The sequence below is a fragment of the Mucilaginibacter sp. SJ genome (assembly GCF_028993635.1).
In the GTDB taxonomy this organism is placed as follows: domain Bacteria; phylum Bacteroidota; class Bacteroidia; order Sphingobacteriales; family Sphingobacteriaceae; genus Mucilaginibacter.
Window position 1 is genome coordinate 4,270,062 of sequence record NZ_CP118631.1, and the last position, 15,663, is coordinate 4,285,724.

16 protein-coding genes are annotated in these 15,663 nt (G+C 43.9%); 4 read left to right on the plus strand and 12 right to left on the minus strand.

Annotated features, from left to right (window positions below):
* Positions 1-117 precede the first annotated feature (117 nt).
* The 4 genes from MusilaSJ_RS17435 to MusilaSJ_RS17450 all read left to right on the plus strand — a co-directional run bounded on the left by MusilaSJ_RS17435 (position 118) and on the right by MusilaSJ_RS17450 (position 3,256).
* Positions 118-924: a shikimate dehydrogenase family protein gene (locus MusilaSJ_RS17435; protein ID WP_274986168.1), complete on the plus strand. Its 807-nt coding sequence runs from the start codon at positions 118-120 to the stop codon at positions 922-924.
* Positions 921-1,499 (plus strand): gliding motility lipoprotein GldD, encoded by a 579-nt coding sequence (gene gldD, locus MusilaSJ_RS17440; RefSeq protein WP_274990464.1) that lies wholly within the window; start codon positions 921-923, stop codon positions 1,497-1,499. Before MusilaSJ_RS17435 ends, gldD begins: the two co-directional genes overlap by 4 nt.
* A 61-nt stretch (positions 1,500-1,560) precedes the next feature.
* Positions 1,561-2,484, plus strand: coding sequence for an ROK family protein (locus MusilaSJ_RS17445; protein WP_274986169.1), 924 nt, complete (start codon positions 1,561-1,563; stop codon positions 2,482-2,484).
* 211 nt (positions 2,485-2,695) lie between these two features.
* Positions 2,696-3,256, plus strand: coding sequence for a hypothetical protein (locus MusilaSJ_RS17450; protein ID WP_274986170.1), 561 nt, complete (start codon positions 2,696-2,698; stop codon positions 3,254-3,256).
* An 81-nt stretch (positions 3,257-3,337) separates the two neighbouring features.
* Here the strand turns inward: MusilaSJ_RS17450 and MusilaSJ_RS17455 are convergent, their stop codons facing one another.
* The 12 genes from MusilaSJ_RS17455 to MusilaSJ_RS17510 form a co-directional block, all read right to left on the minus strand.
* Positions 3,338-3,856 (minus strand): dihydrofolate reductase family protein, encoded by a 519-nt coding sequence (locus MusilaSJ_RS17455; RefSeq protein WP_274986171.1) that lies wholly within the window; start codon positions 3,854-3,856, stop codon positions 3,338-3,340.
* Between the two features lie 4 nt (positions 3,857-3,860).
* Positions 3,861-5,249, minus strand: a complete 1,389-nt coding sequence (locus tag MusilaSJ_RS17460) for a LutB/LldF family L-lactate oxidation iron-sulfur protein (RefSeq protein WP_091173030.1) — start codon at positions 5,247-5,249, stop codon at positions 3,861-3,863.
* 289 nt (positions 5,250-5,538) lie between these two features.
* A complete protein-coding gene (locus MusilaSJ_RS17465) occupies positions 5,539-7,107 on the minus strand; it encodes a M28 family peptidase (protein ID WP_274986172.1) in 1,569 nt (522 codons plus the stop codon).
* A gap of 109 nt (positions 7,108-7,216) precedes the next feature.
* Positions 7,217-7,654 (minus strand): ribose 5-phosphate isomerase B, encoded by a 438-nt coding sequence (rpiB, locus tag MusilaSJ_RS17470; RefSeq protein WP_274986173.1) that lies wholly within the window; start codon positions 7,652-7,654, stop codon positions 7,217-7,219.
* Positions 7,655-7,823: 169 nt separating this feature from the next.
* On the minus strand, positions 7,824-8,690 hold the full coding sequence (gene tatC / locus MusilaSJ_RS17475) for a twin-arginine translocase subunit TatC (RefSeq protein WP_274986174.1): 867 nt from the start codon (positions 8,688-8,690) through the stop codon (positions 7,824-7,826).
* 74 nt (positions 8,691-8,764) lie between these two features.
* Positions 8,765-10,099, minus strand: coding sequence for an acetyl-CoA carboxylase biotin carboxylase subunit (gene accC / locus MusilaSJ_RS17480; protein WP_090534775.1), 1,335 nt, complete (start codon positions 10,097-10,099; stop codon positions 8,765-8,767).
* 141 nt (positions 10,100-10,240) lie between these two features.
* Entirely contained in the window at positions 10,241-10,714 is a 474-nt protein-coding gene (gene accB / locus MusilaSJ_RS17485) for an acetyl-CoA carboxylase biotin carboxyl carrier protein (RefSeq protein WP_274986175.1), read from the minus strand.
* A gap of 252 nt (positions 10,715-10,966) precedes the next feature.
* A complete protein-coding gene (locus tag MusilaSJ_RS17490) occupies positions 10,967-11,956 on the minus strand; it encodes a beta-ketoacyl-ACP synthase III (RefSeq protein WP_274986176.1) in 990 nt (329 codons plus the stop codon).
* A 10-nt stretch (positions 11,957-11,966) separates the two neighbouring features.
* On the minus strand, positions 11,967-12,905 hold the full coding sequence (gene plsX, locus MusilaSJ_RS17495) for a phosphate acyltransferase PlsX (protein WP_090534780.1): 939 nt from the start codon (positions 12,903-12,905) through the stop codon (positions 11,967-11,969).
* Positions 12,906-12,921: 16 nt separating this feature from the next.
* Positions 12,922-13,113, minus strand: a complete 192-nt coding sequence (rpmF, locus tag MusilaSJ_RS17500; RefSeq protein WP_090534782.1) for a 50S ribosomal protein L32 — start codon at positions 13,111-13,113, stop codon at positions 12,922-12,924.
* Positions 13,114-13,129: 16 nt separating this feature from the next.
* Positions 13,130-13,654, minus strand: a complete 525-nt coding sequence (locus MusilaSJ_RS17505) for a YceD family protein (RefSeq protein WP_274986177.1) — start codon at positions 13,652-13,654, stop codon at positions 13,130-13,132.
* 162 nt (positions 13,655-13,816) lie between these two features.
* The gene (locus MusilaSJ_RS17510) at positions 13,817-15,466 is read right to left on the minus strand and encodes a S8 family serine peptidase (protein WP_274986178.1); all 1,650 of its coding nucleotides are present in this window, start codon (positions 15,464-15,466) and stop codon (positions 13,817-13,819) included.
* Positions 15,467-15,663 lie beyond the last annotated feature (197 nt).

The window sequence follows — 15,663 nt, forward strand, 5'->3', positions numbered from 1 at the left end:
CGTTTTAAATCAATAGTTAAAATTGCCTGTTTGGTCGTTAATATTACACCATTAAAGCTATGCCAGCTTATGCTATAATTGATTACTTTAGCGGCTGATATCGTTATAAAATTGACCATGAAACACTACGGACTAATTGGTTTTCCGCTTTCTCATTCATTTTCAAAAAAGTTTTTTACCGAAAAATTCAAAACCGAAGGTATTACAGATGCAAGGTATGATCTTTATCCTATTGAGCATATCAAGGACCTGCAGAACCTGCTTGATGAACATCCGGATATTTGCGGTCTTAATGTAACCATTCCTCATAAAATAAACGTGCTGCCTTTTTTAGATTGGATAGAGCATGACGCCCGTACAGCCGGCGCCGTAAACTGTATCAGGGTGACTGCCGAAAGCCCGATTGAAGCCGCATTTTCGGGCGAGATAGGGGTTAAAGACCATGATTTCAGACTGGAAGGCTATAATACCGATATTTATGGGTTTGAGGAATCATTAAAGCCTTTAATTGGCGATGGCAATGATGACGCCCTGGTTTTGGGCGATGGAGGTGCCGCAAAAGCAGTAAAATGTGTACTGGAAAATTTAGGTATCACCTATAAAGTTGTTACCCGCAAGCCAACACACCATGCGGATAATATTTTGTTTAAAGATCTGCAGCCACACCATATCTTACAGCACAAACTTATCATCAATACAACTCCTTTGGGTACCCATCCTAATATTGATGAATGCCCGCCTATACCTTATGATTTTATTGGCGAAAATCATATTTTGTACGACCTGATCTATAATCCTGAAGAAACCCTGTTTTTAAAACATGGCCGCGAGCGCGGCGCGGTCACTAAAAATGGCTATGAAATGCTGGTTTTACAGGCCGAAAAATCGTGGGAGATCTGGAACTCAAAGGAGAAACATCCATGAAGTATGTAAGTTTACTGGCAGCGGCGCTATTGCTTTTGGCGGCATGCAGCGGCAATCATGATTACGCGCCTAAGCCCCGCGGCTACTATCGCATAGCGTTCCCAAAAAAAGAATACCAGGATTATGCTCCCGGTTGTCCGTATGCTTTTACATATCCCAAATATGCTATTATTGAACCGGATAAAAAGCGGGATGCCAAACCTTGCTGGATAAACATGCAGTTCCCGCGGTTTAATGCCACGCTGCATTTAAGCTATCAGCCCATCACCTCAAAAAAAGAGTTTAACCAACTGGTGGAGGATGCCCGCACCTTCGCCTTTAAACATACCGTAAAAGCCACATCCATTGACGAAGGCATCATCCATTATGCCGATAAGAAAGTTTATGGCATTTATTATACAATAGACGGCAATGCCGCTTCATCGGCGCAGTTTTTCCTTACAGATAGTGTGCATAATTATATACGGGGAGCGCTATATTTTAACACTGAACCCCGGCTCGACTCCATACAACCTGTGCTTAGTTTTATAAAGCAGGACATGGCGGTGATGATTAAAAGTTTTAAGTGGAAGTAGAAGCCAAAAGCCAGACAACAAGATAATAGAAGCAAGACTTTAAGAGCTGGATATTTTAACCATGCAAAATTGCTATATAGGTATTGAAATAGGCGGAACCAAACTGCAAATAGTTTTGGCCGATGATAGCTTTATTATCAACAGGACGTTTCGTTTTGCGGTAGACAGAGCGTTGGGCGCCGCAGGGATCAGGGGGCACATTGCCCAAACCATTACCAATATTTCAAAAGAGTATATCATTAAAGGGATAAGCATCGGTTTTGGCGGACCGGTTGACCGGGGGACGGGCAGTATTGCTAAGTCGCACCAGTTAAGCGGGTGGGACGCATTTAACATTTCGGGCTGGTTGAAGCAGGAGGTTAATGTACCGGTTATTTTGGAGAATGATGCTAATGTAGCTGCCCTTGGCGAGGCATTAAAAGGGGCCGGGCGTAATTATGAACATGTATTTTATGTAACTCTTGGCAGTGGAGCAGGCGCCGGAATGGTCATTAACGGCCAAATTTATCACGGGGCAAAACCCGGGGAAGCGGAGATAGGGCACATACGCCTTAACCGCGAAGGCCTTACGCTTGAAGATAGCTGCTCGGGCTGGGCGGTTGATAAAAAGATCCGTACAGTAATCGCTCAAAAGCCCGATGGTAAACTGGCCCAACTTTGTGCGGGTGTAAATGGGGGAGAAGCTAAAATATTACTGACCGCTTCGGAACAGGGAGATGCAGGTGCGCTGAAAATATTGAATGATACCGCTGCCGACCTGGGCTTCGGCTTATCACATGCTGTACATCTTTTTCACCCTGATATTATAGTGTTGGGCGGAGGCTTATCTTTATTGGGTGAGCCCTTGCGCATTCGGGTACAAGAGGCCATGCAAGCTAATACCATGACCCTGTTTTTACCTGGCCCAGAGGTTGTAATAGCCGAATTAGGCGAACTGGCAGTACCCGTTGGGGCAATTGAAAACCTGAGGAGGCATATAGGTTAATTCAATTTCCCTTCCGGATAGTTTCTCGCAATTTCAGAAAATCATTCCACCTGAATAGGCCTGTCTCTATAGTAACCATCCCGACCAGGATGAAAATAGGGTTTAGCTATCCCCTAAAACTTATTGTTCTGTTTCCGCCAAATTTACAAACACGCAGATGGATCTGTTGTTAATAATACAGCGGCGTAATACTGCTATTAATTAATAAACAATGAAACTCATCAAATTCAATAAAATAGGTACTGATATCCGGTTGCATACCGAAAGCCTTGCTCATATGGGGTTTAGGAAAATATTTGAAGGCATCGATCAGCTTAAAATAAAAAACGGCGTTGATAAACTCGGCCTTGAAGGTTTTATTAACCAGTGCGCTTGTCTTGCAGCAGGTTCGGGGGCTATGGCGGGCAGCGGGGGTATGTTTACTCTCGTAGCAGGGATTCCATTTGATTTCATCAATTTGATCACCCAGCAGTTTAGGGCTATTATGGGCATTATGTATTATTACCGGGGCACGTATGATAATGGGTTCGACGATTTCATGTCGTTAGTGGCAACATCAGTAAGGGTGGAAGCCGGCGTGGCTATCACCAAATCCATGATGGAAGGCATTGCCGAAAGGATGCTGATGATATTAGGCACCCGCACTGCCGAACGCCTGGTTCCGGTTGTAGGCGCGGTTATTGGCGGCACGGCAAATTACCTGTTTATTAAACGCATGGCCGAACAGGTGAAACGGATGCAAAAGGATTTTGTGGTTATTGAAGTAGGGTAGGACACCTAAGCGCAAAGCAGGCATATGCCTTTAACTTTAGGCTTTCAAAACTACAATGCTATCAGGTAATTCCAGATTGAACTAAGGGTTGATAATATACCTGAGTTGAATGAGTCCGCTTGAAAATTGCTCGGCACCAAGCAGTACCAGGTTAATGCGTTCTTTTATATTTGTAAAAAGTGGTTTTCCACTACCTAAAATTACCGGGTGTACTGACAGTAATAATTCAGAGATTAGATTTTTTTTGATAAACGCTTCAACAAGTTCTGCCCCGCCAAACAACCAGATATCGCGTCCCTCCTGGCTCCTGATTTCTTCGATCCTGTTTTTAAAATCAGCAGATCTCAGTATTTCAACATTATCAGCTTGCGGGTCATGAAGTGTATCCGAAAACACATACATTTTCATGGCAGCAAACATTTTTGGATCGGTACGCATGATCAGCTCATAACTTTTGCGCCCGATGAAGATGGCATCACAGGCTTTAAAAAAGTCGGTAAGGCCATAATCCTGGTCGTCAAAGCACCAGTCGTACTCACCATTAGGCCCCTCAATATAACTATCGAGACTAACAGCGACGTTTAAGATTATTTTACGCATAGCACTATTCTTCGGGTGTGTTGTTCATTTCCTGCCATTGCTTGCTAAATGATTTATCAGCCACGCGCGGCATTTCGCGTAAATGGCCCCAGGTACGTTTAAAGAATGTTTTAAGCAGGAAGTTTTTCATGCCGCCGCCAAAAAAATCGGTAAGCTTGCGTTTAAGCATTCCCTTTTTCCAGATGGCCCAGCCCCAGCGTTCTTTATTGGTAACCAGGTTTTCGTTAACCGCATCGCGGCGGTTAAGGAGCAACATTTTATGGATGTCGATCTTAACCGGGCAAACCTCGGTACATTTACCACACAGGCTTGAAGCATAGCTCAGGTGTTTAAAATTTTCCATCCCCTGGGTATGCGGGGTAATAATAGAGCCTATCGGGCCACTGTAAGTGGTGGCATAAGTGTGGCCTCCAATGTTTTTATAAATGGGGCAACCGTTAAGGCAGGCTCCGCAACGGATGCAGTAAAGGCCTTGCCGCTGGTCTTTTTTTGCCAGCAGATTGGTGCGGCCATTATCCAACAGCACTACGTACATTTCCTCAGGCCCGTCGGTTTCATCCGGTCGGCGCGGACCGCTTAATATGGTATTATAAACAGTAAGATTTTGCCCGGTGCCATGAGTAGACAGCATCGGCCAAAACAAGTCCAGATCAGTAATGGAAGGGATGATCTTCTCGATCCCCACAATGGCAATATGGATTTTAGGGAATGTAGTACAAAGGCGCGCGTTGCCTTCATTTTCGCTGATGGCGATGCTGCCGGTATCAGCTAACAGGAAATTGGCACCGGTGATACCTACATCGGCCTGTACATATTTTTCGCGGAGCAGCTCGCGGGCTTTCAGGGTAATTTGTTCGGGCGTTGCATCAATGGGGGTGCCAAATTTTTCGTGGAAAAGCTTCGCGATATCTTCCTTGCTGAGGTGCATAGCCGGGGTAACAATATGGTATGGCTTTTGGCCTAACAGCTGCACTATATATTCACCTAAATCGGTTTCAAGCGATTCGATTTGATTGCTCTCTAAAAACTCGTTCAGATGAATTTCTTCGGTAACCATCGATTTGGATTTCACCACGGTTTTGGCGTTGGCCTTTTTGATGATGTTCAGGATTTCACGCTGGGCCTCTTCTACATCATTAGCCCAGATCACCTTGCCGCCGCGTTTCTGAAAATTGGCCTCAAACTCCGGGAGGAACTTATCCAGGTTTTCCATCACCTTCCATTTAAGCACATGGCCTTTCTTTTTGGCATTATCTAAATTGATAATGCGCGAAAGGCCCCGCGATACCGCCGTATTGTACCGGTCAATATTGAAGTTGATGATGCGACGGTGATCGGCATCAAAAGCCTTCTCTTCCGATTTTACCAAAAATTCTTCAGCGGTTGCTCCCATATATGCGAAAGTAGGATTTTTGTTTTATTTTTTGGGTGAGTGGTTGATTAAGTTGATTATGTGAGTGGTTGTTTTTTTCTGGTGAGTGGTTGATTGGGTTGATTAGGTGAGTGGTTGTTTTTGAACAGATAATATGTTAGAAAGTTCTAAATTTGGTGAGTGGTTGTTTTTGGGCAGATAATATTTGAAATTTTCCTAAAACAAAAGAGGCGCATCACATGCGCCTCTACAAAAATATTCTTAAACGGGTTAGCTAACTACTCACTTAATTAACCCCATCAACCACCCACTATTTCCCTCCGGCAGCAGCTGCATCCACTACAGGGCGTTTATCGCGGTTGGCAAGCTCCCATCCGGTGTAAAATACCAGTTGAGCGCGTTTGGCCAGCAGCGGGAAATTGATCTTGCTTACTTCGTCGCCGGGCTGGTGGTAATCAGCGTGTACACCGTTGAAGTAGAAGATGATTGGTACGCCATGTTTTGCAAAATTATAATGATCGCTGCGGTAGTAAAACCTGTTTGGATCATTTGGGTCATCATACTTATAATCAAGTTTTAGTTTTGTATAAGTATTGTTTGCATTCTCTCCAATTTCATGCAGTTCTTTGCTTAGCATGGCCGACCCGATGGGGTACACATAATTTGCGGAATCGGGTTTGCCGATGTATTCTTCGCCAACGCGGCCAATCATATCAATGTTTAAATCGGTAATGGTATTAGCCAGCGGGAATACAGGATGGTCTGAATAATACTCAGACCCTAATAAACCTTTCTCTTCGCCAACGTTACCTAAAAACAGGATGCTACGGCGCGGACCATGGCCGTCTTTTTTAGCTTTAGCGAAAGCGCGGGCAATTTCCAGGACGCCGGTAGTACCCGAGCCATCATCGTCGGCGCCGTTGTTTACTTTATCTTTAGCCTTTTCGTCGGGGTTTAAACCGATGTGATCATAATGGGCCGAAAATACCAACACTTCATCTTTCAGATCAGTACCTGGCATATAGCCTAACACATCAACCGCTTTTACATCATTTTTTGTAGTAGCGTAGTTTATAACCACGTTGTTTTTAATGTCTGTTGCAGGAGTAGCAGATGTTGCTGAGGCAGATTTAAGATCGGCATAAGTTTTGCCGGTTGGTTTTACCAGTTCATCAGCTAATGCGGCAGTGATGTTAAACACAGGGGCATTGGTGTTTGCCGGTTTAGCTGCGTCATCTTTAATAGTTAGCCGCGGACTTGTTACGCTTTTTCCAAAGCGGGCCAGTGCGGCTGCAATACCGGGGTTAGCAGCTAATATAATAGCCGGATTTTTGCTTTGTAAGTTTTTTACAACCTTCATACGGGCATTGCTCATGCGATAGCTGGTATTTGGTGTAGCTCCTGCTTCGGGCTTATCTTCGTTGATCCAAAGTACAATTTTACCCGCCAGAGCAGTGCTGCCTATTTCGGCATCGGTACCGTAGCCAACAAAAACGATATCACTTACAGATGTACTTTTATCAGGAAACGCGCCACCTAAGTAAAAATCGGTACCATACTCAAATGATTTACCATTAACGGTGAATGCTGTTACTTTTAACGCATTTTCGGTAAGAGGAACATCAAAAAAGTACGATCCGTTAACAGGAGCCTGAAGTCCTAATTTTTTAAACTCGGCGGCTATATAGTTAGCCGCTTTTTCGGCACCTGGTTTACCCGTTTCGCGGCCTTCAAAGGCATCCGAAGCCAGGATGCTCAGGTGCTTTTTCGCATCTTCAGCAGTTATCAGCCCGGCATATTTCATTGCCGTGGCATTCTGCTGGGCACAGGCCGTCGTTGCCGAAGCCAGCGCAATGAGCAATAGTGGTAATTTATTCATTCTTTTAGTTAATAGTTCGTTGTTAGTTGATGGATCATGGTTAATAGATCATAGCCATCAGTCGGAACAAAACCAACTAATCTCTGATCTCTAACCTCCAATCTTCGGCTTAAGCACAGGCTATCTTTTCCACACGGTTAGCATGCCTGCCGCCTTCAAATTCAGTATTTAAAAAAGTAGTTACTATGGCCTTCGCTTCTTCGGGGGTAACAAAGCGGGCAGGTACGCAAACTATGTTAGCGTTGTTATGGCTGCGGGCCAGTACTGCTATTTCTTCTTTCCAGCAAATGGCTGCGCGGATGCCCTGGTGTTTGTTGGCAGTTATGGCAACGCCATTGGCTGCACCGCAAATCAGGATCCCAAGGTCGCATTCACCGCTTTCAACGGCATTCGCTACAGGATGTGCAAAATCAGGATAATCAACCGATTCGGATGAATAGGTGCCGAAATCTTTTACTTCGACAGAAGACAGTGCCTCTGTTAAAATTTGTTTGTAATCATACCCGGCGTGGTCCGAACCGATAGCTATTTTTAATCCTTGCTTCATTTATCAAAAGTATAACGTTTTATCACTTTTTAAAGGTAAGTAATTTGTTATAAACCGGCCAATTTGTAATGCTCAAAAAAAGGAACTACTTACCCGGAAAATATGCGAGTCTCGCTTTTTTGTTGTTTTCGTTCAATAAAAAAGCATGCTGCCGGTTTAAAGAAGGCAATTATGCTTTATCAAACTCCTGTTCTTTTTTGATCTTCCGTTTTTCAACAAGACCGGCTACAATTATACTAACCTCGTACAACACAAACAGCGGGATACTAACTACGGTCATGGTAAGCATATCAGGGGTGGGGGTAACCACGGCGGCTATGACCAGGATCACCACTATAGCATAACGGCGGGTTTCCTTCATGAACTTAGGTGTCATGACACCCAGGTTGGCCAATATGTACACGATGATAGGCAATTGGAAAACCACGCCTGTAGCCAGGGTAAGGGTAGCTACTGACGAGATATAAGAATCGATATCAAACAGGTTTTGGATAACCGAACTCACTGTATAACTCGACAGGAAATTAATAGACATCGGTGTGATCACGAAGTAACCAAAAGTGATACCTAAAAAGAAAAGCACACAGGCATAAAACACAAAGCCGGTTGCGGCTTTACGCTCGGCGTCATGCAGGGCCGGCTTAATAAACCGCCAGATTTCCCATATCAGGTATGGGACGCCCAGTGTGATGCCGATAATTAATGCTGAGTTGATTTGCAGGGTAAACTGGCCCGCCATTTCGGTATTAATAAGTTTGATGTTTACTTTGTCAATGCAAAAACCATCACGGTGCAGCGCAGCGCCGATTTTGCAAAGCATCCGGTAAGTCCAGAAGGTTGACTTACTTGGACCCATGATAATGGTATCAAAGATCCAGTCGTAGTAGTAAAAAACAACAGCGGTAAATATTACAATTGCTACCGAAGCTCTTACGAGGTGCCATCTCAGGGCTTCGAGGTGATCAAAGAACGACATTTCTGCCTCTAACGTTTTCCCTTTATCCTTTATGGCCTTGATGATCTTGTTCTCGCTCATTGTAATATATACCGCTGTATCAACGCTATAGTGCTAAATACGTTTTATAGTATGAAGATAGTTTGAATTTATTTTTATAATTCAAATGTATCCATAAACTTGGTGGTAAAGTTACCAGCGCGGAAGTTAGGATCCTTCAATAATTTTAAATGGAATGGAATTGTAGTTTTCACGCCTTCTATCACAAACTCGCTCAATGCACGCTCCATGGTGCTCAAAGCTTCATCGCGGGTTTGGGCCACGCAAATAACTTTAGCAATCATTGAATCGTAGTTTGGCGGGATAACATAGCCTGTATATACATGTGTATCAATACGTACGCCATGACCACCCGGAGAGTGGAAATTGGTTATTTTACCCGGCGACGGACGGAAACCATTAAACGGATCTTCGGCATTGATGCGGCATTCAATGGCATGCATTGTTGGCTCGTAATTTTTACCTGAGATAGGGATTCCTGCAGCTACCTTAATTTGCTCTTTGATCAGGTCGAAGTTGATCACCTCTTCGGTAACCGGGTGTTCTACCTGGATGCGGGTATTCATCTCCATAAAGTAGAAGTTGCGGTCTTTATCAACCAAAAACTCTACAGTGCCGGCACCTTCATATTTAACAGCTTTGGCGCCTTTAATAGCTGCCTCACCCATTTTTTTACGGAGTTTTTCGGTCATGAAAGGGGAAGGTGATTCCTCAACCAGTTTCTGGTGACGGCGCTGGATAGAGCAGTCACGTTCAGAAAGATGGCATACTTTGCCAAACTGATCGCCCACAACCTGAATTTCGATATGGCGCGGGTCCTGAACATATTTTTCAAGGTATAAGCCATCGTTGCCAAAGGCTGCACCTGATTCGGCACGGGCCGAGTCCCAGGCATTCTCAAACTCTTCGTCTTTCCAAACAATGCGCATCCCGCGGCCGCCACCACCTGCAGTAGCTTTCAATATAACAGGATAACCTATTTTATTGGCGATAGCAATACCCGATTTTACATCGGCAAGCAACCCATCAGAACCGGGAACAATAGGCACACCGGCCTTTTTCATGGTATCCTTAGCCGAAGCTTTATCACCCATCTGGTTGATCTGCTCGGCAGTAGCACCGATAAATTTGATACCATACTCAGCACAAATGGCAGAGAACTTAGCATTTTCAGACAGGAAACCGTAACCCGGATGGATCGCATCGGCATTGGTTAGTTCGGCAGCCGAAATGATATTAGGAATATTTAAATAAGAATCGCGGCTTGGCGGCGGACCGATACAAACGGCCTCGTCGGCAAAGCGAACATGCAGACTGTCGCGATCTGCAGTTGAATATACAGCTACCGTTTTAATACCCATTTCCTTACAGGTACGGATAATACGAAGGGCGATTTCGCCACGGTTAGCTATTAATATTTTTTTAAACATAAGTATATGTTAGTTAATGGTTGATTGAGTTAAGTGGTTGATTAGGTTATCAAACACTTAATAAGCTTAAACAATGAAAGGTTGATTTTAAAGCAGTAAAACCACTCACCTAATCAACCATTCACCTAATCAACTTAACAATTAAACTGGTTCTACTAAAAACAGGGGTTGATCGTACTCAACAGGTGAGGCGTTGTCAACAAGGATTTTTACCACACGGCCCGAAACTTCTGATTCAATTTCATTGAACAGTTTCATAGCTTCAATGATACATACTACAGAACCTGGCTTGATTTCATCGCCAACGTTAACAAACATAGGCTTATCAGGGCTTGATGAGCGGTAAAAAGTACCGATCATAGGCGATTTAACGGTAATGTATTTCGATGTATCCGGAGCGGCCGGTGCAGCAGGCTCAACAGGCGCAGGAGCCGGTGCAGTTGGTAATGCCTGTGTAACAGGTTGCGTAACTGCCGGAATAGTGGCATGAACCACTGTAGGTTGCACCTCGTTGGTTTTTATGGTGATCTTAAAATCTTTTTGCTCGATTGATACTTCGTTCACGCCCGATTTGGAAACAAAGCGAATAAGGTCCTGAATTTGTTTAATATCCATGTTGAAGGATTAATTGGTTTTGGACAAAGTTTATATCTAAGTTATAGTCAAATGTGCAGATATGCAAATGTGCAGATATGCAGATTATTATGTTGATTAATTAGTGAACGGATACTATAAATAGCCTGTTATTTACATTGTTCATAAGCAGATAACAGGTGCTTCTTAAGGATGTTTTAATTTTTTGATATGTGAAATATGCTTTTCAATAAGAATTTGCACATCCGCACATCTGAAATCTGCCATCCGAAATCAATAAGCCCATTTTAAATAAACTGAACCCCAGGTAAAGCCACCGCCAAAGGCTGCTAAAATGAGGTTATCCCCTTTTTTAAACTTGCTTTCCCATTCCCACAGGCAAAGCGGGATGGTGCCGTTGGTAGTATTGCCATAGCGCTCGATGTTAACGATCACTTTATCTGAGCTGATACCTGTACGGTTTGCCGTAGCATCAATAATACGCTTGTTGGCCTGGTGTGGTACCAGCCAGGCAATATCATCACCGGTAAGGTGGTTACGTTCCATTACCTCGTGCGCTACATCGGCCATATTGGTTACTGCAAATTTAAACACGGCCTGGCCTTCCTGATAGGCGTAGTGCTCTTTAGCATCAACTGTTTCATGGCTTGCCGGTTTCAATGAGCCGCCGGCTTTCAGGTTTAAGTACTGACTGCCCGAACCATCGCTTTTTAAAATAGAATCGATAACGCCGTTGCCTTCTTCATTTGGTTCAAGCAATACCGCGCCGCAGCCGTCACCAAAAATGATGCAGGTAGCACGGTCCTGGTAGTTAATAATGGCCGACATTTTATCGCCGCCAACAACCAGCACCTTTTTATGTTTGCCGCTTTCAATAAATTGAGCGCCTGTGGTTAAACCGTATACGAAGCCTGAACAGGCTGCCTGCAAATCAAATCCCCATGCGTTTTTAGCACCAATTTTATGCGCTAAAAGGTTTGCTGTAGCCGGGAAGATCATATCGGGGGTAGTAGTACAAAAGATGATAAGATCGATCTCCTCGGCACCGATGCCGCGTTTTCTGAGCAGCTCGGTAACGGCAGGGACCGCCATATCAGATGTAGCAAGGCCTTCGCCTTTTAATATGCGCCGCTCTTTGATACCGGTACGGCTGGTTATCCATTCGTCATTTGTATCAACCATCGTTTCCAGTTCCTGGTTGGTTAATACATAGTCGGGAACGTAACCATGTACTGCGGTAATAGCGGCATGAACTTTACTCATCTTTATAAAATTACTGGAATGCTTGTTTTATTTTATCAACGAGGTTACTCTCCACCATGTTCCTTGATAAAAGGACCATGTTTTTTATCGCCTCGGGGCTCGAGATGCCGTGACCAACAACAACGGGGGCATTTACACCCAATATGGGGCTACCACCGTATTGTTCATAATTAAATCTGTCAAAAAACTCGTCCTTTAGCTGTTTCTTCCGCGTTATAACATAGAACGATTCGGCAAGCTTTAATATTACATTGCCGGTAAAACCGTCGCATACATAAACGTCGGCGCTTTCACTGAAAAGATCGCGTCCTTCAACATTACCTACAAAGTTAAACAACGATGTAGCTTTCATTAATGGGTAGGTGGCCTGGCTAAGGATATTACCTTTTTCTTCTTCTTCGCCGATGTTCATGAGGGCAACACGCGGGTTGCTGATATCGTAAACTGCCTGTGCAAATAAACTGCCGAGTACACCGAACTGAACAAGCACATCAGGCTTACAATCAGCATTGGCACCTACATCCAACAAAATACCCAAACCGCCTTTAAGTTTGGGTACAATAGTAGTCATTGCCGGGCGTACAACACCCGGAATAGTTTTTACGCTGAACATGGCACCAACAAGCATGGCGCCGGTATTGCCAGCTGATGAGAATGCCTGGATTTCGCCGCTTTTTAACAGCTGGAAACCAACTGATATGCTCGAATCAGGCTTCTGAACAATAGCTTTGGTAGGGTGCTCACCCATGCCAATAACTTCGGTTGTATGTACAAACTCGAAGTTATCAGGGCTTACACCATTTTCCTGAAGAATACTTACTGTAACTTCCTTATCGCCAATAAGTACCAGTTTCTGGTCGGCAGATAAAGTTTTATACGCTTCGATAGCTCCTAAAACAGCTGCTTTGGGAGCGTAATCACCGCCCATAATATCTAAGCCAATCTTCATTTTCAGAAAATTAAACTTATGCTACTGCTGCTTTCTCAATAAGAACTTTACCGTTGTAGTAAACATTACCATCAACAGTATATGCCCTGTGCGGCAAATGCACAGCGCCTGTAGTTTGGCAGGTAGTTAAAGTTGGAGCTTCCGCTTTGTAATGCGTTCTGCGTTTATCTCTCCTTGATTTCGAAAATTTCCGCTTTGGATGTGGCATAATATCCTAATATTAATTATTTATTCATTTTCCTGAGCGCATCCCACCGTGGGTCTGTTTGCTCACTTTGTTCACCATTTGCCGAAAAACTATTTAATTTTTCAAGCGTTTCTTTATCGCAATAAGGGGTTTCACCCTCGTTGTCGCAAACCGATATAAACGGCACTGCAACGTTAATGTATTCGTAAATCAGCCCGGCTACATCAATCTCATGATCGTTTTTGCCAAGGGTGATGATCTCCTCGTCTTCATCTATCAATTCATCGCTGAACTTAGCTATCTGCTGTTCAGTAATATCAACCTGCTGGGGCAGTTGCGATAAACACCTGTCGCAGGTAGTATCAATTGTGCCGTCTATTTTAAAATTCAGGATCAGCATTGTTTCCTGCTTATCCAGTTCAACCTCACAGTGCAGGGTTGCTTTTTTAACGAGCGAATATTCAAACTCATCAAAAAAGTCATCCTGTATGTCATACTCAAACTGGTGTTTCCCAAGTTTAAGCCCCGTAAAGGGAATCGAATATTTTTTAAGCGATTTCAATGAGCAACAATTAGCCCGCAAATGTAGAGAAAAATACCATAACTGGAAAGTGTTTTTTTATTTTGCCCCTTTGGGAAGGTTAAAGGTAAAAGGATAAAGGTAAAAGGTTGGGATACAGTGATTTTTACGCAACGCAAAAATCACTGTTCTATCTTTATGGAATTAGTTTGATAAAACCTCGCCCTTCATTTTTGAGGCAATTTGCAGCGCTTTGTATGCATTGACTATACCTCCGGTTTTGGATAGCGTTGTAAAATCAACCTTTTCGGTTTTGCTGCCGGGCTTTAATACCATGGTGCCCCTTAGCGGTGTAGCCGAGCTTAAAATAGCCTCTTTTACCTGCTTAGCACTCAGGGTTGGATAGTACTCCAATATCAAAGCCGCTATGCCTGCCGTTATTGGCGATGAAAAGCTGGTGCCATCTTCGGTATCAATTTCAGCATCGGTAGTAATGGAGGTAACTTTTACCCCCGGCGCAAAGATATCCACGCTTTTTTTACCATAATTTGAAAAATCACCGGCAAGGTTTTGCCCCATCCTGGGCCCCGACGCACCAACGCTGATCACGTTATCAGCATCGCTCGATGAGCCATCTAAAAAAGTATCATTTGGGAATTCGGGCTGAGCATCCATATCCTGGTTATCATTGCCGGCAGCCATCACTAATAAAACATTCTTTGAGGCAGCATATTTGAAAGCGGCATCTACCCATTCCTTATGCGGCGAGATCTTTTTCCCGAAGCTCATGTTAACCACCCTGGCGCCGTTATCAACCGCGTAGCGTATAGCATTGGCTACATCTTTATCATATTCATCGCCATTGGGGATGGCCTTAATGATCATCAGTTTTACATTATCGGCCACGCCATTGATACCATAATTGTTGTTACGCACCGCGCCAATGAGCCCGGCCACACCGGTGCCATGTGCCGCATCCGCAAATTTTACCAGGTTATTGCCATATGGTTTGCCATCCATAGTATCAGGGTCGTCGCCCACAATGCGCTTACGTGAAGTAAGATCCGGCGATACGTCGTTATTGAGTTTTGCAAGATATTCGCTCAGGTCTTTAATGATCTTGGCATTGGTAGAACCCACTCCCTCCTGCGAAAACACCGATTCCCAAACATATTTGCTTTGGCTTAGGGTGTCATTAGTGGCTTTAACCTTAACAAGATCGGCCTGGGTAAAAGTGCCGTTGGCCGGTAAATTAAGACCGCGCTTAATATACCCGCTGGTAACCATCAATGCGTTCATTACCGGCGAAAGCTGGCCGATTTCGGTATTGGCCTTGTTTACTGTTGAATCATAAACCGTTTTAACACGCAGCCAGTAAGCATATTCTTTTTTATTGGTAGCGGCCGAATCTGTAACCGAGGCATATTTACCTTTTAATTTATTGTACTCTCGTACCTCTTCCGTAGTTTCGGTAAAGTCGGCTTTACCACCCGGGCCGCCCAAAAAGTTCCATCCGTGTATATCGTCAACGTAACCGTTATGGTCGTCATCAATGCCGTTTCCCGGGATTTCCTTTTTATTTACCCATAACACCGTTTTTAGGTCCGTTTGCAGGGTGTCGGCACCGCTGTCAATAGTTGCGACGAGAACAGGCTTGCTTTTTTTACCTTGTACAAACATGTACGCTTGCTTTAAACTGATGCCATAAAAGCCGCTCTCCTTTAAATCAAGCAGGTGCCAGGCTTTTGGCGGGGCGGGTTCAGCCGCAGGTATTTGCTGTGCCGACGCCGGTAAATTAACTAATAATGCTGCTGCTAAAGAGGTTGCGCTTACGTACTTACAAAATTTAAACATGAACTTGTTTTATAATGTCTTATTTTAAAGACTCAATGAATCGTTTTTAATTTTTATTTAATTATTGCTTTTACGTGTTATCTAACATTAATGTTAGTCATCATTTTTGGCGTTGCCTTCGGCCGGGCTATCCGCTCATACGCCTGCAGGCGTTACGCTCAATGCCGGTATCCCAATGTCATTAAGTTAAGGAAAAT

What these genes read in the sequence shown, in the direction of transcription:
- accC (WP_090534775.1), bottom strand. Translation starts at nt 10,099, where the DNA reads ATGTTTAAAAAAATATTAATAGCTAACCGTGGCGAAATCGCCCTTCGT.
- MusilaSJ_RS17460 (WP_091173030.1), bottom strand. Translation starts at nt 5,249, where the DNA reads ATGGGAGCAACCGCTGAAGAATTTTTGGTAAAATCGGAAGAGAAGGCT.
- gldD (WP_274990464.1), top strand. Translation starts at nt 921, where the DNA reads ATGAAGTATGTAAGTTTACTGGCAGCGGCGCTATTGCTTTTGGCGGCA.
- MusilaSJ_RS17455 (WP_274986171.1), bottom strand. Translation starts at nt 3,856, where the DNA reads ATGCGTAAAATAATCTTAAACGTCGCTGTTAGTCTCGATAGTTATATT.
- MusilaSJ_RS17465 (WP_274986172.1), bottom strand. Translation starts at nt 7,107, where the DNA reads ATGAATAAATTACCACTATTGCTCATTGCGCTGGCTTCGGCAACGACG.
- plsX (WP_090534780.1), bottom strand. Translation starts at nt 12,905, where the DNA reads ATGAAGATTGGCTTAGATATTATGGGCGGTGATTACGCTCCCAAAGCA.
- MusilaSJ_RS17450 (WP_274986170.1), top strand. Translation starts at nt 2,696, where the DNA reads ATGAAACTCATCAAATTCAATAAAATAGGTACTGATATCCGGTTGCAT.
- tatC (WP_274986174.1), bottom strand. Translation starts at nt 8,690, where the DNA reads ATGAGCGAGAACAAGATCATCAAGGCCATAAAGGATAAAGGGAAAACG.
- accB (WP_274986175.1), bottom strand. Translation starts at nt 10,714, where the DNA reads ATGGATATTAAACAAATTCAGGACCTTATTCGCTTTGTTTCCAAATCG.
- MusilaSJ_RS17510 (WP_274986178.1), bottom strand. Translation starts at nt 15,466, where the DNA reads ATGTTTAAATTTTGTAAGTACGTAAGCGCAACCTCTTTAGCAGCAGCA.
- rpmF (WP_090534782.1), bottom strand. Translation starts at nt 13,113, where the DNA reads ATGCCACATCCAAAGCGGAAATTTTCGAAATCAAGGAGAGATAAACGC.
- rpiB (WP_274986173.1), bottom strand. Translation starts at nt 7,654, where the DNA reads ATGAAGCAAGGATTAAAAATAGCTATCGGTTCGGACCACGCCGGGTAT.
- MusilaSJ_RS17490 (WP_274986176.1), bottom strand. Translation starts at nt 11,956, where the DNA reads ATGAGTAAAGTTCATGCCGCTATTACCGCAGTACATGGTTACGTTCCC.
- MusilaSJ_RS17435 (WP_274986168.1), top strand. Translation starts at nt 118, where the DNA reads ATGAAACACTACGGACTAATTGGTTTTCCGCTTTCTCATTCATTTTCA.
- MusilaSJ_RS17445 (WP_274986169.1), top strand. Translation starts at nt 1,561, where the DNA reads ATGCAAAATTGCTATATAGGTATTGAAATAGGCGGAACCAAACTGCAA.